Raw genomic sequence first — 20,514 nt, forward strand, 5'->3', positions numbered from 1 at the left:
TTTGCAGATGTGCAGCGCGGCGCATGCCAATGAATGACAATGCTACGCTCGATGTCGCCATCATTGGTGGCGGCATTATCGGCATCTGCGCTGCCGCATTTCTGGCCGAGGCGGGGCGAAACGTCACGATCTTCGATCGGACGGGGATCTGCGAGGAGACCAGTTCCGGCAATGCCGCCGCCTTTGCCTTCTCCGACGTGCTGCCGCTCGCCCACAAGGGCATGATCAGGCAGCTGCCGAAATGGCTCGCCGACCCGCTCGGCCCGCTCAGCATCCCACCAGCCTATCTGCTGAAGCTGCTGCCCTGGCTGGTCCGCTTCTGGCGCGCCGGCCGAAGCGACCGCTATGAAGCCGGCCTTGCCGCACAGGCCGGGATGATGAAGCTCGCCGAGGCGGAATGGATGGGTTTGCTCGACCGTTCCGGCACACGGCCGATGCTGCACGAGGACGGCTCGCTCGAACTCTACGAAAGCGAAGCCGAGTTCAAGGCCTCACTGCCCGGCTGGGCGGCAAGGCAGCGCTTCGGCATCGGCTTCAGCCATGTCGAGGGGAGCGCTCTCGCCGCCTTGCAGCCCGGTCTGTCGCCGCGCTTCGTCAAGGGAACTTTCGTTCCGGGGTGGAAAACCGTCGCCGACCCCAAGCGGCTTGGAAAGGCGTTATGGGCCTATGCCGAGAGGTTGGGCGCCGGGTTCGAAAGGGCCCGGATCGAGCGTGTCGAGGCAGGACAGGACGGCGCGATCCTGACCATGGCCGACGGCACGAGGCGACGGGCGAAGCATCTCGTCATCGCTGCCGGGGCCTGGTCGCACCTGTTGGCGAGACATCTCGGCGACAGAATCCCGCTGGAGACCGAGCGTGGCTACAACACGACGCTGCCGAAGACTGCCTTCGACGTAAGGCGGCAATTGATCTTTTCCGGGCATGGCTTCGTCATCACGCCGCTCGAGACGGGCCTGCGCGTCGGTGGTGCGGTCGAACTCGGCGGCCTTGAGAGGCCGCCCAATTATGCGCGCTCGAAAGCGCTGCTCGAAAAGGCCCAGAAATTCCTGCCGGGACTGGATCCGGCCAATGGGCGCGAATGGATAGGGTTCCGGCCGTCGCTGCCGGATTCGCTGCCGGTGATCGGGCAATCGCAAAAAACGCCGTCGGTGGTGTACGGTTTCGGCCATGGTCACCTCGGCCTGACCCAGGCCGCGGCGACCGGACGCTTGATCCGCGAGCTCGTTCTCGGGCAGAGTCCATCGCTTGATCTCGGTCCGTTCAGCCCGCAACGATTTTGAGATCGAAGACATTCAGTTGGGAGCCGGCATGGCCAAGCATTCCTTCTTCTGCATAGACGGCCACACCTGCGGCAATCCGGTGCGGCTGGTTGCCGGCGGCGGACCGCTGCTCAACGGCTCGACGATGATGGAGCGGCGAGCGCATTTCCTGGCCGAATACGACTGGATCCGCACCGGCCTGATGTTCGAGCCGCGCGGCCATGACGTGATGTCCGGCTCGATCCTCTATCCACCGACGCGCGAGGATTGCGACATCGCCATCCTGTTCATCGAAACCTCGGGCTGCCTGCCGATGTGCGGCCACGGCACCATCGGCACGGTGACCTTTGCCGTCGAAAATGGATTGATCAAGCCGAAGACGCCGGGCGTGCTCAGGCTGGATACGCCGGCGGGCGTGGTCGTCGCCGAGTACAGCCAAGTCGGCGATTATGTCGAGGAGGTGCGCATCACCAATGTGCCTTCCTTCCTCTATGCCGAGGGACTGACGGTCGAATGCCCCGGGCTCGGCGAGGTCAGCGTCGATGTCGCCTACGGCGGCAATTTCTACGCCATCGTCGAACCGCAAAAGAACTATCGCGACATGGCCGACCATTCGGCCGGCGAGCTGATCGCCTGGAGCCCGGTGGTGCGGCAGCGGCTCAACGAGAAATATTCCTTCGTCCACCCGGAGAATCCCGGCATCGACAAGCTGTCGCACATATTGTGGACCGGCGCGCCGGCCAACCCGCAAGCCGATGCCCGCAACGCCGTCTTCTACGGCGACAAGGCAATCGACCGCTCGCCCTGCGGCACCGGCACCTCGGCGCGGATGGCGCAGCTTCACGCCAAGGGCAAGCTTGGGGTCGGCGACGACTTCGTCCATGAATCGATCATCGGGTCGCTGTTCAAGGGCAGGGTGGAGAAAGAGGTCACCGTCGCCGGCAAGCCGGCAATCATTCCGTCGATCGGCGGGTGGGCGCGGATGACTGGATTGAACACGATCTTCATCGACGACCGCGACCCGTTTGCAGACGGCTTCGTCGTCAAATAGAGAAAACGCTGACGTTAGGGAAAGACAGAGAGCGCAAACGGATTGCCTTTGACGGCGCAACGATCCCGCCCATCAACTTATTTTGACGGCGATTTCTTCGACATGGGGCGCATAGAGCGATTGAATCGTCAAAGACATTGCGTTAGGCCAATGGTAGGGTCCGCGATGGTCCAGGGGGCGGACGGGAACAAAACGGGCAATCGGACGGCGTGCGGCGAAAACACGCGTAATGATCGAAAAATCACGTTGCAATCCGGGCTCGAAACTTTACGACTAGGGAAAATACGAAAAGGAATGCGTCTGCATGGGCGACATTCCAGGGGAGCCACGACAGCATGCAGTATTTTGTCCAGCAGCTTATCAACGGGCTGACGCTGGGATCGATCTATGGGCTGATAGCGATCGGCTATACGATGGTCTACGGCATCATCGGCATGATCAATTTCGCCCATGGCGACATTTTCATGATCGGCGCTTTCACCGCACTCATCGTTTTCCTTATCCTCGGTGCGTTGTTCTATTCGCTGCCGATCGTCGTTGCGCTGCTGATCATGATGATCGTCGCGATGCTGCTGACCAGCCTGTATAATTGGACGATCGAGAAGGTGGCCTACCGGCCTTTGCGTGGTTCATTCCGGCTGGCGCCGCTGATCACTGCGATCGGCATGTCGATTGCGCTGTCCAATTTCGTCCAGGTGACGCAAGGGCCGCGCAACAAGCCGGTCCCGCCAATGGTGTCCACGGTCTACAACATCGAAGGCATCAGCGTCTCGCTGAAGCAGATCATCATCGTCCTGGTCACCATAGTCCTGCTCGCGGTGTTCTGGTACCTGGTCAACAAGACCTCGCTCGGCCGGGCGCAGCGCGCCTGCGAGCAGGATCGCAAGATGGCCGCACTGCTCGGCGTCGACGTCGATCGCACCATCTCGATCACCTTCATCATGGGCGCCGCCCTCGCCGCCGTCGCCGGCACGTTGTTCCTGATGTATTACGGCGTGGTGGTGTTTTCCGACGGTTTTACGCCGGGTGTGAAGGCGTTTACTGCCGCGGTGCTCGGCGGTATCGGCTCACTGCCCGGCGCCGTGCTCGGCGGCCTGATGATTGGCTTCATCGAAAGCATGTGGTCGGCTTATTTCTCGATCGACTACAAGGACGTCGCCGCCTTCTCCATCCTGGCGATCGTGCTGATCTTCCTGCCTTCCGGCATTCTCGGCCGGCCAGAAGTCGAAAAGGTCTGAGATCATGGCGGTTACCGTGTCTCCGGAAAGCACCGTCGTCGCCACCCCGGTCCAGCGCGCTTTTCGCGAAGCGCTCTATGCCGGCGCCATCTCGCTTGGCCTGTTCGTGCTGTTCATCGGCCTGAAGACCGACCAGAACATCTCCAACGAACTGATCCTGGTGCAGCGCTGGGGCTTGCTCGCCGGCGTCGTGATCGCCACCATGGCCGGACGCTTCCTTTATGTCGCCTATGGCCAGCCCTTCCTGGCGAACCAGAAGATCGTCGACGTCGCTACCGGCCTGCTGCCGGTCAGCCTGGCTTCGCGATTCTTCCGCCTTCCCGCGTTCATCGTGGCGCTCGCCGTCGCCGTTATTCTGCTCGCGCTCAGGGGCTTCCTGACCGAGGCTTTAGGGCCGGAACTTTCCGATTTTGTGCGGTTCCTGCGGGCACTTGCAATCATCTATGCGCTAGCCTGGCTGATATATCGGTTCCGGACCTTCATTCATTCTCATTTCTCGGCATTGGGCATAACCGCACTGGCGCTCTACCCGATTATCGTGGTGTTGGTGCTGGCGCTATATGCCGGGTCCATGGCGGCCGGTTTCCAGGGTTCGCTGAAGTATGTCGACAATTTCGGCATCCAGATCCTGATCTACGTGATGCTGGCCTGGGGGTTGAATATCGTTATTGGCTTGGCCGGCCTGCTGGACCTAGGCTATGTCGCCTTCTACGCCGTCGGTGCCTATGCCTATGCGTTGCTCGGCACGCATTACGGCCTTTCCTTCTGGATCCTACTGCCCGCCGCCGGCCTGATGGCTGCGTTCTGGGGCGTGATGCTGGGCTTCCCTGTGTTGCGCCTGCGCGGTGACTATCTGGCGATCGTGACGCTCGCTTTCGGCGAGATCATAAGGCTGGTGATTATCAACTGGCGCGAAGTGACCAACGGCTCGGCCGGGATTTCCGGCATCCCGAAGGTCTCGTTCTTCGGCCTGATGTCGTTCAACGTCTCCGACCCGAACTACATCTCCAAGGTGCTCGGCATCGCGCAGTCCGGTGCCTACTACAAGATCTTCCTCTACTACCTGATCCTTGGACTCTGCCTGCTGACCGCCTTCGTCACGGTGAGGCTCAGGCGCCTGCCGGTCGGCCGCGCCTGGGAAGCGCTGCGCGAGGACGAGATCGCCTGCCGCTCGCTCGGCATCAACACCACCACCACCAAGCTCACGGCCTTTGCCACGGGCGCGATGTTCGGCGGCTTTGCCGGCTCGTTCTTCGCCGCGCGGCAAGGCTTCGTCAGCCCGGAATCCTTCGTCTTCCTGGAATCGGCGATCATCCTTGCCATCGTCGTGCTTGGCGGCATGGGCTCGCTGGTCGGCATTGCCGTCGCCGCCATGGTGATGATCGGCGGCACCGAAATCCTGCGCGAACTGGATTTCCTCAAGACCGGCCTGAGTTGGGGCAACATTAAGGTCATACCCGGGTTCGGCCCCGACTTCACGCCGGAGCTTTATCGCATGCTGTTGTTCGGCATGGCCATGGTCATCGTCATGCTGTGGAAGCCGCGTGGCTTCGTCGGCAGCCGCGAGCCGACAGCCTTCCTCAAGGTGCGCAGGGCGGTGTCCGGGTCCTTCACCAAGGAGGGACACGGCTGATGAACGCGAGCCCCTCCGTGAACGATGCCATCCTGCAGGTCGAGCATCTGTCGATGAAGTTCGGCGGTCTCATCGCCATCGGCGATTTGTCATTCCAGGCCAAACGTGGCGAGATCACCGCGCTGATCGGCCCCAACGGCGCCGGAAAGACCACCGTGTTCAATTGCATCACCGGTTTCTACAAGCCGTCGGAAGGCATGATCACGCTCAACCGGCGCGACGGCTCGACCTTCCTGCTCGAACGCCTGCCGAACCATGAGATCCCGGCGCGGGCCAAAGTGGCGCGCACCTTCCAGAACATCCGCCTGTTCTCGGGCATGACGCTGCTGGAGAACCTGCTGGTGGCCCAGCACAACAAGCTGATGAAGGCGTCCGGCTATACCGTTCTCGGCCTGTTCGGTTATAGCGGATACAGACAGGCTTCGGCGGAATCGGTTGAACTCGCCGAGCACTGGCTGGAGAAGGCCGATCTCGTCGACCGCGCCGACGATCCTGCCGGCGATCTGCCATATGGCGCGCAGCGACGGCTCGAAATTGCTCGCGCCATGTGCACCGGCCCTGAGCTTTTGTGCCTCGACGAGCCGGCCGCCGGCCTTAATCCGAAGGAATCGGCGGCGCTCAATGCGCTGCTGATGGACATCAAGGACAACACCGGCACCTCGATCCTTTTGATCGAGCACGACATGGCGGTGGTCATGCAGATTTCAGACCATGTCGTCGTCCTCGAATACGGGCGCAAGATCTCCGACGGCAACCCGCAATCGGTGCGAACCGACCCGCGCGTCATCGCCGCCTATCTCGGCGTCGAAGACGAGGACGTCGAGACGGTACTGACCGAAGTCGGCGACGAGGACGTCATCGAGCAACTGGATACCGGTCCGGATGCCGCGCATGGACCGGGCACATCGTCTTCCTATCTCGCCGGACCGGTGGCCGATACCGTCGGCCATAGCGAGGGCGAACGCGTCACAGTGTCAAAGGGCGCTTCGAAGGCCGGGCAAATCGATGCAAGGTCGAGCGCTGCTGCTGCAAAGTCCGGATCGCCGGCCAAAGCCAAATCGGCCGCGAAATCTTCCACGGCAAAGCCGGGCAAGGCTCCGGCGAAGTCGAAAACTCCCGGCACCTCTAATCGGCGTGGGGGGCGGAAATAATGGCCGGCACAACGCTGCTCGATATCAAGGGCGTCCAGACCTACTACGGCAACATCAGGGCGCTGAACGGCGTCGACGTCACCGTCAAACAGGGCGAGATCGTGGCGCTGATCGGCGCCAACGGCGCCGGCAAATCGACACTGATGATGACTATCTTCGGTGCTCCGCGCGCTCGTGCCGGCACCATCACCTTCGCCGGCACCGATATCACCCAGATGCCAACCCACGAGATCGCACGCATGCGTATCGCGCAGTCGCCGGAGGGCCGGCGCATCTTTCCGCGCATGACGGTGATGGAAAACCTGCAGATGGGCGCCAGCCTCGACGGTCTCAAGCATTACGACGAGGATGTCGAAAGGGTCTTTACGCTGTTCCCGCGGCTCAAGGAACGCGTCAGCCAACGTGGCGGCACGCTTTCGGGCGGCGAGCAGCAGATGCTATCGATCGGCCGCGCGCTGATGGCAAGGCCGAAGCTGCTCTTGCTGGATGAGCCGTCGCTAGGCCTGGCGCCGCTGATCGTCAAGCAGATATTCGACGCCATTCGCGAGCTGAACCGCACGCAGGGACTGACCGTGTTCCTGGTCGAGCAGAACGCCTTCGGCGCACTGAAGCTCGCCACGCGTGGCTATGTTATGGTCAACGGCAATGTGACGATGAGCGGCACCGGCAAGGAACTGCTCGCCAATCCGGAAGTGCGCGCCGCCTATCTCGAGGGCGGCCATCACTGAGTTTCAGGAGTCTTCATCATGCAGGGCATTCTTTATGAGGAACCCTCGATTTGGCAGTTCTTTTTCGTCACCTGCCTGCTCGGCGGCTGGGCGGCCTGGATGACGGGCAAGGCGTGTGCCCAGACATGGCGCAGCTTCGCCCAGCTATTCGCCTATATGCTGGGGCTCGCCATCGGCGTAAGATTCATCCATCATGCGCTGTTCGGCGGAACGATGTTTTCGCTGCATTACTACGTGGTCGATACCATCGTGCTGATGATATTGGGCTTCATTGGCTACCAATACACGCGCACGAACCAGATGGTAACGCAGTATAATTGGCTTTACGAAAGAGCCTCTCTTTTGAGCTGGAAACCGAAAGGTTGACATTTATCATTAACGGCGTTTCAGGGATGAATCGGCGTGACAAGTGCCTGAAAATCGGCAAAGTACTCTTTCTGCGAGCAAGGGTGGGCATCGCATGAAAGCAACATCCACGCCCACTCGGTAAATGGGAGCGTTTCAATGAAAAAGTCACTTTTGTCCGCCGTCGCCCTGACCACGCTTGTCGCGTTCAGCGGCAACGCGTGGGCTGACATCCTGATCGGCGTTGCCGGTCCGATCACCGGTCCGAACGCAGCGTTCGGTGCCCAGCTTCAGAAGGGCGCCGAACAGGCAGTCGCCGATATCAATGCGGCGGGCGGCGTTCTTGGCCAGCAGCTCAAGCTTGAAGTCGGCGACGACGTCTCCGATCCCAAGCAAGGCATCTCGGTCGCCAACAAGTTCGTCGCCGACGGCGTCAAGTACGTCGATGGCCACTTCAACTCCGGCGTCTCGATCCCGGCGTCGGAAGTCTACGCCGAGAACGGCATCCTCGAGATCACGCCGGCCGCGACCAATCCGAAGTTCACCGAACGTGGCATGTGGAACACCTTCCGCACCTGCGGACGCGACGATCAGCAGGGCAAGGTCGCTGGCGACTATCTCGCGGCGAACTTCAAGGATGCCAAGATCGCTGTCATCCATGACAAGACGCCTTATGGCCAGGGCCTCGCCGACGAAACCAAGAAGGCGCTCGCAGCCAACGGCGTGACTGAGGCCATGTATGAAGGCATCAATGTCGGCGACAAGGATTTCTCGGCCCTCATCGCCAAGATGAAGGATGCGGGCGTCTCGGTCGTCTACTATGGCGGCCTGCACACCGAAGCCGGCCTGATCATACGCCAGCTCGCCGACCAGGGCCTCAAGGCAACCTTCATGTCCGGCGACGGCATCGTCTCGAACGAATTGGCCTCGATCGCCGGCGACGCCGTCGAGGGCACGCTGATGACATTCGCTCCGGATCCGCGCAAGAATCCGAACGCCAAGGAACTCGTCGAGAAGTTCCGTGCGGCCGGCTTCGAGCCTGAGGCCTATACCCTCTACTCCTACGCAGCGATGGAAATCATCGCGGCCGCCATCACCAAGACCGGCTCAGCCGATGACGCTCAGAAGGTAGCCGAGACCATCAAGTCGGCCGGCCCCTGGAAGACTGCGATCGGCGAGATCGGCTACGACGCAAAGGGCGATATCACCCGTCCGGACTACGTCATGTACACCTGGAAGAAGGGTGACGACGGCAAGTACACCTATGTCGAGAACGAACCCGGCAAATAACCGGACGTTGCTACATGAGAATGCCCGGCGCCTCGCGCCGGGCATTTTTTATGAGAGTTCCCGAAAGCCTGATCGGAACTGCCCAGGCGTTGTCCGGATCGACACGCAATGCGTCAACGCGATTAGATCAAACTAAATCGGTTTAATGCTCTTTTCGATTTTGTTTGCACTGCAGCATTTTCGCGCTAATCATGTCCGGCAGTTCCCTTCCCCGCATCCGGAGCCCTGTCCTTGGCAATCTCGAAGATCCTTGTCGCCAACCGCTCCGAAATAGCCATCCGCGTCTTCCGCGCGGCCAATGAGCTCGGCCTTAAAACCGTGGCGATCTGGGCAGAGGAGGACAAATACTCCCTGCATCGCTTCAAGGCCGACGAAAGTTACCAGGTCGGGCGCGGGCCGCATCTGGCCAGGGATATGGGGCCGATCGAAAGCTATCTGTCGATCGAGGAGGTTATCCGCGTCGCCAGGCTTTCGGGTGCCGACGCCATCCATCCGGGGTACGGGCTGCTGTCGGAGAGCCCGGAATTCGCCGAGGCCTGCGCCAGGGCCGGCATCATCTTCATCGGGCCAAAGCCCGATACGATGCGCAGGCTGGGCAACAAGGTCGCCGCGCGCAATCTCGCGATCGAAGTCGGCGTGCCGGTAATTCCCGCTACCGATCCCTTGCCGGACGACATGGCGGCGGTAAGGGAACTCGCCACGACGATCGGCTACCCGGTGATGCTCAAGGCATCCTGGGGCGGCGGCGGCCGCGGCATGCGCGCCATCCGCTCCGAGGCCGATCTCGCCCGCGAGGTCATGGAAGGCAAGCGTGAGGCGAAGGCGGCTTTCGGCAAGGACGAGGTCTATCTCGAAAAGCTGATCGAGCGCGCCCGCCATGTCGAGGTGCAGGTGCTGGGCGACTGCCAAGGCAACGCCGTGCACCTCTTCGAACGCGATTGTTCGATCCAGCGCCGCAACCAGAAAGTGGTTGAGCGGGCGCCGGCGCCGTATCTCGAAATGTCACAACGCGAAGAGCTTTGCGGCTACGCGCTGAGAATTGCGCGCCAAACCAGCTATATCGGCGCCGGCACGGTCGAGTTCCTGCAGGATGCCGACACCGGAAAATTCTATTTCATCGAGGTCAATCCGCGCATCCAGGTCGAGCACACCGTCACCGAACAGGTGACCGGCATCGACATCGTCAAGGCGCAGATCCATATCCTCGACGGCTTTGCCATCGGCACGGCGGAATCGGGCGTGCCGGCGCAAAAGGACATCAGGCTCAACGGTCACGCCCTGCAGTGCCGCATCACCACGGAAGATCCCGAACATAATTTCATCCCCGATTATGGCCGCATCACCGCCTATCGCGGTGCCACCGGCTTCGGCATCCGCCTTGATGGGGGCACCGCCTATTCGGGCGCGGTGATCACCCGCTTCTACGATCCGCTGCTGGAAAAGGTGACGGCGTGGGCGCCGACGCCGGCCGAGACCATTGCCCGCATGAACCGGGCGCTGCGCGAATTCCGTATCCGCGGCGTGGCGACCAATCTCACCTTCCTCGAGGCGATCATCAATCACCCGAGCTTCGCCGACAATTCCTACACCACCAAGTTCATCGACACGACGCCGGAACTGTTCGCCAGTGTGAAGCGGCAGGACCGCGCGACCAAGCTGCTCAACTATCTTGCCGATGTTTCGGTCAATGGCCATCCCGAGACGCGCGGCCGGCCGCAGCCAAAGGCCGATGCGGCGCCACCAGTGGTGCCATATCTCGACGGCAATGTGCCTCAAGGCAGCAAGCAGAAGCTCGACGTGCTCGGGCCGGAGAAATTCGCCGCGTGGATGCGCGAGCAAAAAGAGGTGCTGGTCACCGACACGACAATGCGCGACGGGCATCAATCCTTGCTCGCGACGCGTGTGCGCACCTATGACATTGCCGGAATTGCCGGCACCTATGCGCGTGCTCTGCCGCAGCTTTTGTCGCTCGAATGCTGGGGCGGCGCCACATTCGACGTCGCCATGCGCTTTCTCACCGAAGACCCATGGGAGCGGCTGAGCAAAGTGCGCGAGGCGGCACCCAACCTTCTTCTGCAGATGCTTCTGCGCGGCGCCAATGGCGTTGGCTATACCAACTATCCCGACAACGTCGTCCAGCATTTCGTCCGCCAGGCCGCTGTCGGCGGCATTGACCTGTTCCGCGTCTTCGACTGCCTGAACTGGGTCGAGAACATGCGGGTCGCCATGGATGCGGTCGGCGCCGAGGGCAAGCTGATCGAAGCGGCGATCTGTTATACCGGCGACATACTCGATCCGGCGCGGGCCAAATACGATCTGAAATATTATGTCGGCCTGGCCAGGGAATTGCAGTCGGCAGGCGCCCATATCATCGCCGTCAAGGATATGGCCGGGCTTTTGAAACCGGCGGCGGCCCGCGTGCTGTTCAAGGCGCTGCGCGAGACGACGGACCTGCCGATCCACTTCCACACCCACGATACATCCGGCCTGTCGGCGGCAACCGTGCTGGCGGCGGTGGAGAGCGGCGTCGACGCCATCGACGCGGCGATGGATTCGCTATCGGGCAACACCTCGCAGCCGTGCCTGGGTTCGATCGTCGAGGCGCTGAAAGGCACCGAGCGCGATCCGGGCCTCGACCCGCAATGGATCAGGAACATCTCGTTCTACTGGGAGGCGGTGCGCAACCAGTACGCCGCCTTCGAAAGCGACCTGAAGGGGCCGGCATCGGAGGTCTATCTGCATGAAATGCCGGGCGGGCAGTTCACCAACCTCAAGGAACAGGCGCGCTCGCTCGGGCTGGAGACACGTTGGCACGAAGTGGCGCAGACCTATCACGACGTCAATCTGATGTTCGGCGACATCGTCAAGGTGACGCCGTCGTCCAAGGTCGTCGGCGACATGGCGCTGATGATGGTCAGCCAGGACCTGACCGTCGCCGACGTCGAGAATCCGGCGCGGGACATCGCCTTCCCGGATTCGGTGGTGTCGATGTTGCGCGGCGATCTCGGCCAGTCGCCGGGCGGCTGGCCAAAGCCATTGCAGAAGAAGGTGCTGAAGGGCGAAAAGCCGATCACGGTGCGGCCGGGTTCGCTGCTCAAACCGGCGGACCTCAAGGCCAGTCGCACGGAGGTCGAGCAAAAACTCGAGCGCAAGCTTAGTGAGTTCGAGTTCGCGTCGTGGCTGATGTATCCGAAGGTGTTTTCCGATTTTGCAACCGCGCAGGAGACCTACGGGCCGGTCAGCGTGCTGCCGACCCCGACCTATTTCTACGGCATGAAGCCGGAAGACGAGATTTTCGTCGATATTGAAAAAGGCAAGACGCTGGTGGTGCGCTGCCTTGCCATGGGCGATGTCGACGAAAAGGGCATGGTCACCGTGTTCTTCGAGCTCAACGGGCAGCCGCGCCGGGTGAAGGTGCCGGACCGGGCGCATGGCGCCTCCGCTGCCAAGGTACGGCGCAAGGCGGAGCCGGGCAATGAGGCGCATGTCGGCGCGCCGATGCCTGGCGTCGTCTCGGCGCTTGCGGTCGTTGCCGGCCAGGCGGTAAAGGCCGGCGACGTGCTGCTGTCGATCGAAGCGATGAAAATGGAAACGGCGTTGCATGCCGAACGCGACGGCACCATAGCCGAGGTGCTGGTCAAGGCCGGCGACCAGATCGATGCAAAGGATCTGCTGATCGCATTCGGGTAAGGTGTGCTGATATTCAGGTGATGCCGGCCTGTAAACGCCGGCTTCCTGCGCTTCCGGTGCTCACGTACTCAGGTACGCTCCGCTCCGGTTCTCGGCAGCCATCGTTTTCGGCTCGGCCTGACCTGAATCTCAACACACCTTAAGGCGTGCCCAACCCCTTCATGCCGCATCGATAGCACCTTGACCCGCCGCGCCCGGTCGGGCATCGAACCGCTGCAATTCGCCGCTCGGGTCTCCCCGAGTCGCGGCGAGAAACGACGCGGAGAGAAGAATATGGCCGACGACATCACCGAGACCAGCCAGACTGTTGCCGCCGGCCAGTTGCGCGCCTTCATCGAACGCATCGAGCGGCTCGAGGAAGAGAAGAAGACGATTGCCGACGACATCAAGGAAGTGTTCGCAGAGGCCAAGGGCACCGGCTTCGATACCAAGGCGATGCGGTCGATCATCCGGCTGCGCAAGAAGGACCAGGCCGAGCGGCAGGAAGAGGAATCCATTCTCGACCTCTACAAGGCCGCGCTTGGAATGGTGTAGAGACTGTCTGGAAATTCTACTCCGGCGGCGATCCGATGGTGTTTCGGCGCTTCCGATGCTCACGGACCTAAAAGTCCGCTGCGCTCCGGTTCTCGAAACCACCACCATATGACTCGCCAGAGCGAATTTCGAAACAGTCTTGGCCTGATGCTGGAGCGGGCATCGAACCATGAGCGAATTCGATTTTGGCGCCCGCCGCGCCTCTGAATTCCGCCAACGCAGCTTCTGGACGCTGTTCGCGGAACGGCATCCGGATGAAAGGGCTCTGCTGGCGAGGCGCGGACCGTGGTTCTGGCAGCGTGGGCTGCCCGACTTCGCATTGGTCATTTCCATGTATGTCGCGCCTGCGCACAATCATGTCGGCGTCTTCTTCGGCCGCAACGAGAAACTCGGTGCCACGCAAGCCTGGTCACGGTTGAAGCCGTTCCAGCCGGCCATCGAAGACAGGCTGAAGCTCAGGCCAGAACAAAGTTGCGACGGCCTCGGCATCAATTCGATGTGGCGGGTGAATTGTTTTGCCGAAGACAATTGGCCGGCGATGACCGACTGGCTGGTTACGGAAGCCTCACGTTTCGAGCGCGCGATTGCCGAAGTTCTGGGTCAGGAATAAAGCAGGATTTCCAGACGCAATCCTTAGAACCGCTCTGGTGAGCAGAGCGAGGGAGCCGGTCGATCGATGACGATCATGTCGCGCGTTGCCGCCTTCTTCCGCTCACGCTGGCTGGGCGGCGTGCCGCTCGATCGGCTGTTCTGGCGCGACATGGTCGTTGTCGGCACAGCGATCAACGTCGCGTTGTCGGTGGCGGCACTCATTCTGCTTGGGCTGAAGCTGCCGCTTGCGCTAGTCCTGGCGGTGCATTTCGCGCCGGTGCCCTATAATATCTTCCTGACCTTTGCCGTTTGGCGAACTGCCGGAAAATCGAGTGGCGCCAAGGCCTCGCTGATGACGCTTGGCGCGACGTTGTGGCTGATCCTGGTGGTCGTGGCCTGACGATCAGGCGGCCGGCTCGAATTTGAGCGCCACGCCGTTGATGCAATAGCGCAGGCCGGTCGGCGGCGGGCCGTCCTCGAAGACATGGCCGAGATGGCTGCCGCAGCGGGCGCAATGGCACTCGGTACGGACCATGCCGTAGCTGCGGTCGACGGTGGTCTCGACCGAGCCCGGCACGGGATCGTTGAAGCTCGGCCAGCCGGTGCCGCTCTCGAATTTCAGGTTGGATTCAAACAAGGGCTGGTCGCAGCCGACACAGGAGAAGGTGCCGGCGCGCTTCTCGTGCAGCAGGGCGCAGCTTCCCGGCCGCTCGGTGCCATGGTTGCGCATCACCGCATATTGCTCGGGCGTCAGCCGGGCGCGCCATTCGGCATCGGTGCGGGTAACGGGGTAGGTGTGGCTGTCCATTTTTTCCTCTTAGCTTATGTCGCTATTTGGGTTGCCTTCCCAACTTCGCTTGAAATAGGCATTTGTTACGGCGTTTGCTCGTATTTCCTATCCTGCTGCGACGAATTCCTCAGGCGAGGGCCGCGAGATAGCGCGCAACCGATGCTGAAAATGCCGCCTTTGCGTCTCCGATGACATTCTGGTTCCACCATGCGCCGTAGATATGGTCGAACGTGAAAGGCTCCAGCGCGGCCTTGATGCCGAGCACTTTCGTCGCGTTGAGCGGGATATAGTTCGGGTAGCTGTACATGAAGCTGACATGACGGCGCGTAGGCGTCACCTGCAGGATGTCGCCGGCCAGCATGGCATTGCCGCTGTCGCGCTTCCAGTGCAGCACCTGGCCACCGGCAAAGTGGCCGCCGCAGCGGATGAGCGTCAGCGACGGGTTAATGGCGCGCGTTTCGCCTTCCCAGCTGATGATCGCCGGATGCGGCCGCATGATCCACTGACGATCATCGGCGTGCAGATAAATCGGCACGCCGCCAAACGCCTCGCTCCACTCGACCATTGCCGAATAATAATGGCAGTGCGAAATGGCGATGGCGGCCAGGCCGCCCCGGCGGTTGATCTCGGCCACCGCGTCGTCGCTGACCATCGAGATGCAGTCCCACAGCACATTGCCGTGCGGCGTTTGCGCCAGCAACGCCCGCTGGCCGATGCCGAAGCGCGGCTCTATGCCGAAGGCGAGCACGCCGGCATCATCCTTGATCACGACCCGGTGCCCGCCTGCGAGCTCTTCCGGCGTGGTCCAGGCCTGGCCCTCCCAGCGCACATATTGCCGCTCGTCTTCGCAGATCGGGCAATGTTGCCGCGGCGTCGCTGTCGCCGCGAACTGGACACCGCATTGCAGGCAAAGGAAACAGGTCGACCGTCCTGTTTTGCGTGGGTCCATTCAGTGCTTCCTTGAAAGTTGCTTCGTCGCGGCTTCGAGGCCGGCGAGCGTCAGCGGAAACATGCGGCCGCCAAAGATATCGCGGATCATGGCAATAGAATGGGTATAGCCCCAGTTCTTCGCGTCTTCCGGATTGAGCCAAATGGCGTTCGGCCATTGCTGCAGCAGCCTGCCGAGCCACACGGCACCGGCCTCCTGGTTCCAGTGCTCGACCGAGCCGCCGGGTTGGCCGATCTCATAGGGGCTCATCGAGGCGTCGCCGACGACGATCACCTTGTAGTCGGGGCCATATTTATGGATGAGGTCGAAGGTCGGAATCACCTCGGCATGGCGGCGGCGATTGTCCCTCCATACCCCTTCGTAGAGGCAGTTGTGGAAGTAGAAATATTCGAGCTGGCGGAATTCGGCGCGGGCGGCCGAGAATAGCTCCTCGACACTGCTGACATGGTCGTCCATCGAGCCGCCGACATCGAAGAACATCAGCAGCTTCACGGCATTGCGACGTTCGGGTTGTGTCTTGATGTCAAGATAGCCGCGCTCGGCGGTGGCGTGGATGGTGCCGGGTAGGTCGAACTCCTCTTCGGCGCCTTCGCGCACCCAGCGGCGCAAGCGCTTCAGCGCGACCTTGATGTTGCGGGTGCCGAGTTCGACGGCGTCATCGAAATTCCTGAACTCGCGTTTGTCCCAGACTTTTGCCGCACGGCGGTTGCGACTTTCATGCTGGCCGATGCGCACGCCTTCGGGATTGTAGCTATAGGCGCCGAAGGGCGAGGTGCCGCCGGTGCCGATCCATTTCGAACCGCCCTGATGCCGGCCCTTTTGTTCCTCCAGTCGTTTCTTCAGTGTCTCCATCAGCTTTTCGAAGCCGCCCAGCGCCTCGACCAGCTTCTTCTCCTCATCGGTCAGGTGCTTTTCGGCGAGCCTTCCGGGATGTTTGCGACATCGACCGGCTTTTCGCCAGCCAGCGTCTCGACACCTTTGAAGATGTGCGAAAAGACCTGGTCGAAGCGGTCGATGTGGCGCTCGTCCTTCACCAGCGCGGCGCGGGCGAGGTAGTAAAAGCCCTCGACGTCATAGTCGACCAGCCCGGCTTCCAACCCCTCCAGCAGCGACAGATATTCGCGGAGCGAGACCGGAACCCGCGCTGCCTTCAGTTCGAGGAAGAAGGGGATGAACATGGTCCGATTTTATCTGTGTCCCTCGATCTTCTCCCGTGCGGCGCTGGCGATAAAGGCGGAACGCGTCAGACCACGCCGACCCGCTTCTTCGTCGATTGCCGCCAAAAGACCTGCGTCGAGCGACAGATTGGCCCGGACAGGCCGTCCGGAATCGATCAGCACAGGGATCATCACGGCGGATTCACCGGCAGCGCTATCGACTTCGCCCAGTCGGAGCAGATCTGCCACAGTGCGCGCGGCGGGCAAGGGCAAGTTCTTCGCCATTCGTGTCTCTGCCCATTCGCGAACGGCAGAAGTCGCATCGGCTATCGCCTCTTCGGGACTTGCGCCACCGCCGTGACATCCGGGAAGATCAGGCACCCGCACTCCCCAGACTTCATCTGCGCCGTCAAGAATTCCGACATAGTGCGTCATGATTCGTCCTTAAATCCATCCAGCAAGCCGGGCGATCGACCGCGCAACACCCAGAGATTGTTCGCGATGCCGCGGCACAATGATCATGATCTCCGGCCTTTCCGGATGCTCGTATTTCTCGTGTTTGCCGCCGCCTACGTTCACCCAGCCGTCACGTAAAAGCCTCGTGACAATCTTGCGCGTGTTGGTCTCGATCAGCGGCACGGGCAGTCCTGATCATGCGCAATATATTGCGCAACAGTGGCCATTTCAATCGTCAGCAGCCATCACATCAAATCATATTCGATGAAGCCGGTCCTGCGCGCCACGTGGTCGTAGAGCTTGCGTGCGGTGGTGTTGGTCTCGTGGGTCATCCAGTAGACGTTCTTGACACCGATCTTGCCGGCTTCCTGCTTGACCGCTTCGATCAGGGCGGCGCCGACGCCCTTGCCGCGCACATCGGGGTCGGCGAACAGGTCCTGCAGATAACAGTTGTTTATCTCCGACCAGCAGGAGCGATGGTAGAGATAGTGCGTCAGGCCGACGGCCTTGCCGTCGAGGGTGGCGATGAAACCTTTCGGCTCGAACTCGCCCGCCGTGAACAGCCGCTTCCAGGTGACGGCGTAAACCTCTTCCGGCAGCTTGGTTTCGTAGAAGGTGAGATAGGCGGTCCACAGACGTCGCCAGTCGGTATGGTCGGATTGCGCCAATGGGCGGACGGTGATCTCGGTCATTTCGTTTCCCTCTGAGGTCGGCAACCCGAAGCTGCCTCCGTGCCTGGCCAAGGGCAACGGTCCAGCGACGGGAAAGCACTGTCCGGGGGCTTTCGTCGGCTTCCGACTGACCGGCCCTTCACCCTTGCCGTCTCGCCATGAAGGCCAGGCGCTCGAACAGATGCACGTCCTGTTCGTTCTTCAAAAGCGCACCGTGCAGCTTGGGCAGCGCGTTCCTCGCGTCGGCGCGCAGATCCTCGGGCGCGATGTCGTCGGCAACCAGCAGGCGGATCCAGTCGAGTGCCTCGGAGGTCGACGGCTTCTTCTTGAGGCCCGGCACATCGCGGATTTCATAGAATTGCGTGAGTGCGGCGCGCACCAGGTTCTGCTTGATGCCGGGATAGTGCACGTCGACAATTTTGTGCAGCGTCTCGACGTCGGGAAAGCGGATGTAGTGGAAGAAGCAGCGGCGCAGGAAGGCGTCCGGCAGCTCTTTTTCGTTGTTGGATGTGATGATGACGATCGGCCGGACGGTGGCGCGGATGGTCTCGCCGGTCTCGTAGACAAAGAACTCCATCCTATCCAGTTCCTGCAACAGATCGTTGGGGAATTCGATATCGGCCTTGTCGATCTCGTCGATCAGAAGCACCACCTTCTTGCCGGCGGCGAAGGCGTCCCACAGCTTGCCGCGCTTGATGTAATTGCGGATGTCGTTGAAGCGCTCGTCGCCGAGCTGACTGTCGCGCAGCCGCGAGACGGCATCATATTCATAGAGGCCCTGCTGCGCCCGCGTGGTCGATTTGACGTGCCATTCGATCAGATCCAGGCCGAGCGCTGCCGCCACCTGACGGGCAAGTTCGGTCTTGCCGGTGCCGGGCTCGCCCTTGACCAGCAATGGCCGCTCAAGCGCGATCGCCGCGTTGACCGCCACCATCAGATCCTTGTCGGCAACATAGGCCGCCGTGCCTTCGAAACGCATTTTTGCTCCCGAGTTCATCGCGCGACCCTAAGGACGCGGCCTTCGCTGTGCAAGGCGTCGCTGGCGAAGCGGGGATCTTGCCGGCGCGGCCCTCGCCGAGGGGTTCTGCGTCGAATTACGCGTCGAAACATGTCGCCTCTCTGGCGCTTGGTCTGGCGTCAGCCTATATTGGGCATGACGGTCTGCGCTTCCCGGCAGGAGAACATTTTCCCCGGGGCCTTAATGATCCCTAGGGAGCTGTCCCTGGGAAGACCCGTGGGTTTTCTCATACGGCGCCCACCTACTTTGTAGGTTCCCGGGATCGCTCTCTCCACCGGTTGTGTGGATCGTCACCTATCGAAAAGGCCATCTGGCGGATATTGTCGTCGCGCCGCTTTGTGCGGTGCTCTCGAACGAAAAGTTCGCCCCGCTCCTCCAAAACGTCGCTCGTAACACTCCATCCAAATCTGACCCTTTCTACCGTCGGCGCATGGCATCCCCAAAAGACCTGAAAAAAAATCTCCGCAACCAAGCCCTCGGGCGCCGCGATGCGCTCGATCCTTTCTGGCGTGTGGAGGCAGCACTCGAAATGGCCGAGACGGCGCGCGATCGGATCACGGTCGAGCCGGGCCAGATCGTCTCCGGTTTCTGGCCGATGCGCTCGGAAGTCGACGTCCGGCCGCTGATGTTTGCCCTGCGCGAGAAGGGGGCAAGGCTCTGCCTACCGGCCATCCTCGACAAGACCACCATCGTTTTTCGCGAACTGGTGCGCGGCGCGCCGATGATCGACATGGGTTTCGGCACAGTCGGGCCGCATGAGGAAGCCGAGGTGCTCGATCCGCAGCTTATGCTGGTGCCGCTTGCCGCCTTCGATGCGCGCGGGCACCGAATCGGGTACGGCGCAGGCTATTACGATCGGGCGATCGGGCGGCTGGCCGACAAGGGCCAGCAGCCGCGGCTGATCGGCATTGCCTTCGACTGCCAGGAGGTGGCCCTGGTGCCGGACGAGCCGCATGACGTGATCATTCCCGAAATACTCACCGAGAGCGGGTTGCGCCGGTTCGCGCCGAAATTGTAGATAAGTTCCTGGACGCATGGTCTTTTCCGAAAGTCATGCAGCTTTTGCTTCGCTGACCTTCGGTTCGGGATCGCGCTTATATGAGACTTCTCTTCCTCGGCGACATGGTCGGCAAGACAGGACGTACGGCGGTGTGGGAACAACTGCCCGGCCTGATCTCGGATTTCAAACTCGACTTCGTCATCGTCAATGGCGAGAACGCCGCCGGAGGCTTCGGCATCACCGAGGAGATTTTTCGCGAGACGATCTCGGCCGGCGCCGATGTCGTCACCACCGGCAACCATGTCTGGGACCAGCGCGATGCGCTGATTTTCGCGCCGCGCGAAGAACGCTTCCTGCGTCCGTCCAATTTCCCCAAGGGTACGCCGGGGCGCGGCTCAGGCGTCTATATCGCCAGGAACGGCGCGCGCGTGCTGGTCGCCAACATCATGGGTCGGGTGTTCATGCATCCCGAGCTAGACGATCCGTTCCAGGCCGGCGAGCGCGAACTTGCCGCTTGTCCGCTTGGCGAGCAGGCCGATGCAATCGTCATCGATTTCCATGCCGAGGCGACCTCGGAAAAAATGTGCTTCGCTCATTTCGTCGACGGCCGTGCCAGTCTTGTTGTCGGCACCCACACCCATCAGCCGACCGGCGATCACCAGATTCTCAATGGCGGCACCGGTTATATTTCCGATGCCGGCATGTGCGGCGATTACGATTCCTCGCTCGGCATGGACAAGGAGGAGCCGCTCAACCGGTTCTTGTCCAAGGTGCCGAAAGGCCGCTTCGAGGCGTCGACCGGACCGGCGACATTGTGCGGCGTCGGCGTCGACATTTCCGACCGTAGCGGCCTGACAGAACGGATCGCGCCGTTTCGCCGCGGCCCGCGGCTCGAGGAAACGGCTCCATCCTTCTGGTCGTGACATTGATATAGACGCTTGCAATACCCAATTGCCGGCGAAA

General features: G+C 61.5%; 20 protein-coding genes, 1 other RNA gene and 1 pseudogene. 15 read left to right on the forward strand and 7 right to left on the reverse strand.

The features are described from left to right. The first annotated feature begins 29 nt into the window (after positions 1-29). The 12 genes from NKH78_RS18605 to NKH78_RS18660 all read left to right on the forward strand — a co-directional run bounded on the left by NKH78_RS18605 (position 30) and on the right by NKH78_RS18660 (position 13,910). Complete coding sequence (locus NKH78_RS18605) at positions 30-1,280, forward strand: NAD(P)/FAD-dependent oxidoreductase (protein ID WP_352687137.1); 1,251 nt, start codon at positions 30-32, stop codon at positions 1,278-1,280. Between the two features lie 28 nt (positions 1,281-1,308). Then, positions 1,309-2,310 (forward strand): 4-hydroxyproline epimerase, encoded by a 1,002-nt coding sequence (locus NKH78_RS18610; RefSeq protein WP_352701348.1) that lies wholly within the window; start codon positions 1,309-1,311, stop codon positions 2,308-2,310. A gap of 335 nt (positions 2,311-2,645) precedes the next feature. Further along, positions 2,646-3,548, forward strand: coding sequence for a branched-chain amino acid ABC transporter permease (locus NKH78_RS18615; RefSeq protein ID WP_254816418.1), 903 nt, complete (start codon positions 2,646-2,648; stop codon positions 3,546-3,548). A 4-nt stretch (positions 3,549-3,552) separates the two neighbouring features. Further along, positions 3,553-5,181, forward strand: coding sequence for a high-affinity branched-chain amino acid ABC transporter permease LivM (livM, locus tag NKH78_RS18620; protein WP_352737816.1), 1,629 nt, complete (start codon positions 3,553-3,555; stop codon positions 5,179-5,181). After that, positions 5,181-6,332, forward strand: coding sequence for an ABC transporter ATP-binding protein (locus NKH78_RS18625; protein WP_352504919.1), 1,152 nt, complete (start codon positions 5,181-5,183; stop codon positions 6,330-6,332). The genes livM and NKH78_RS18625 overlap by 1 nt, the downstream gene beginning before the upstream one ends. Continuing rightward, the gene (locus tag NKH78_RS18630; RefSeq protein ID WP_352504920.1) at positions 6,332-7,060 is read left to right on the forward strand and encodes an ABC transporter ATP-binding protein; all 729 of its coding nucleotides are present in this window, start codon (positions 6,332-6,334) and stop codon (positions 7,058-7,060) included. The genes NKH78_RS18625 and NKH78_RS18630 overlap by 1 nt, the downstream gene beginning before the upstream one ends. Positions 7,061-7,078: 18 nt before the next feature. Next, positions 7,079-7,426: a DUF6867 family protein gene (locus NKH78_RS18635; protein WP_352737815.1), complete on the forward strand. Its 348-nt coding sequence runs from the start codon at positions 7,079-7,081 to the stop codon at positions 7,424-7,426. A gap of 138 nt (positions 7,427-7,564) precedes the next feature. Then, entirely contained in the window at positions 7,565-8,695 is a 1,131-nt protein-coding gene (locus NKH78_RS18640) for a branched-chain amino acid ABC transporter substrate-binding protein (RefSeq protein ID WP_352883466.1), read from the forward strand. 231 nt (positions 8,696-8,926) lie between these two features. Next, complete coding sequence (pyc, locus tag NKH78_RS18645; RefSeq protein ID WP_352737814.1) at positions 8,927-12,385, forward strand: pyruvate carboxylase; 3,459 nt, start codon at positions 8,927-8,929, stop codon at positions 12,383-12,385. 273 nt (positions 12,386-12,658) lie between these two features. Next, entirely contained in the window at positions 12,659-12,919 is a 261-nt protein-coding gene (locus NKH78_RS18650; protein ID WP_023719653.1) for a DUF2312 domain-containing protein, read from the forward strand. Positions 12,920-13,088: 169 nt separating this feature from the next. After that, positions 13,089-13,529, forward strand: coding sequence for a DUF4268 domain-containing protein (locus tag NKH78_RS18655; protein WP_254816424.1), 441 nt, complete (start codon positions 13,089-13,091; stop codon positions 13,527-13,529). A 66-nt stretch (positions 13,530-13,595) separates the two neighbouring features. After that, entirely contained in the window at positions 13,596-13,910 is a 315-nt protein-coding gene (locus tag NKH78_RS18660; RefSeq protein ID WP_254816425.1) for a hypothetical protein, read from the forward strand. A 3-nt stretch (positions 13,911-13,913) separates the two neighbouring features. Here the strand turns inward: NKH78_RS18660 and msrB are convergent, their stop codons facing one another. From msrB to NKH78_RS18695, 7 genes and pseudogenes are all read right to left on the reverse strand, one after another. Beyond that, on the reverse strand, positions 13,914-14,318 hold the full coding sequence (gene msrB / locus NKH78_RS18665; RefSeq protein WP_352737813.1) for a peptide-methionine (R)-S-oxide reductase MsrB: 405 nt from the start codon (positions 14,316-14,318) through the stop codon (positions 13,914-13,916). Between the two features lie 109 nt (positions 14,319-14,427). Continuing rightward, positions 14,428-15,249 (reverse strand): MBL fold metallo-hydrolase, encoded by an 822-nt coding sequence (locus NKH78_RS18670; protein WP_352737812.1) that lies wholly within the window; start codon positions 15,247-15,249, stop codon positions 14,428-14,430. Then, a pseudogene (locus NKH78_RS18675) lies at positions 15,250-16,427 on the reverse strand (vWA domain-containing protein). 9 nt (positions 16,428-16,436) lie between these two features. Beyond that, complete coding sequence (locus tag NKH78_RS18680) at positions 16,437-16,841, reverse strand: type II toxin-antitoxin system HicB family antitoxin (RefSeq protein ID WP_254816428.1); 405 nt, start codon at positions 16,839-16,841, stop codon at positions 16,437-16,439. 9 nt (positions 16,842-16,850) lie between these two features. Next, positions 16,851-17,045: a type II toxin-antitoxin system HicA family toxin gene (locus NKH78_RS18685; protein WP_126104508.1), complete on the reverse strand. Its 195-nt coding sequence runs from the start codon at positions 17,043-17,045 to the stop codon at positions 16,851-16,853. Between the two features lie 62 nt (positions 17,046-17,107). After that, positions 17,108-17,554 carry a GNAT family N-acetyltransferase gene (locus tag NKH78_RS18690; protein ID WP_352737811.1) on the reverse strand — a complete coding sequence of 149 codons (447 nt, stop codon included), beginning with the start codon at positions 17,552-17,554 and terminating at the stop codon, positions 17,108-17,110. 118 nt (positions 17,555-17,672) lie between these two features. Continuing rightward, a complete protein-coding gene (locus tag NKH78_RS18695; RefSeq protein ID WP_352737810.1) occupies positions 17,673-18,512 on the reverse strand; it encodes an AAA family ATPase in 840 nt (279 codons plus the stop codon). A gap of 176 nt (positions 18,513-18,688) precedes the next feature. Between NKH78_RS18695 and ssrS the strand changes: the two genes are divergently transcribed. The 3 genes from ssrS to NKH78_RS18710 all read left to right on the forward strand — a co-directional run bounded on the left by ssrS (position 18,689) and on the right by NKH78_RS18710 (position 20,474). Beyond that, positions 18,689-18,844, forward strand: a non-coding RNA gene (gene ssrS, locus NKH78_RS18700) — 6S RNA. 137 nt (positions 18,845-18,981) lie between these two features. Further along, complete coding sequence (locus NKH78_RS18705; protein WP_254816432.1) at positions 18,982-19,569, forward strand: 5-formyltetrahydrofolate cyclo-ligase; 588 nt, start codon at positions 18,982-18,984, stop codon at positions 19,567-19,569. 80 nt (positions 19,570-19,649) lie between these two features. Beyond that, positions 19,650-20,474 carry a TIGR00282 family metallophosphoesterase gene (locus NKH78_RS18710; protein WP_023678036.1) on the forward strand — a complete coding sequence of 275 codons (825 nt, stop codon included), beginning with the start codon at positions 19,650-19,652 and terminating at the stop codon, positions 20,472-20,474. Positions 20,475-20,514: the final 40 nt, after the last annotated feature.

The organism is Mesorhizobium sp. M0910 (assembly GCF_040319465.1).
Lineage (GTDB): Bacteria > Pseudomonadota > Alphaproteobacteria > Rhizobiales > Rhizobiaceae > Mesorhizobium.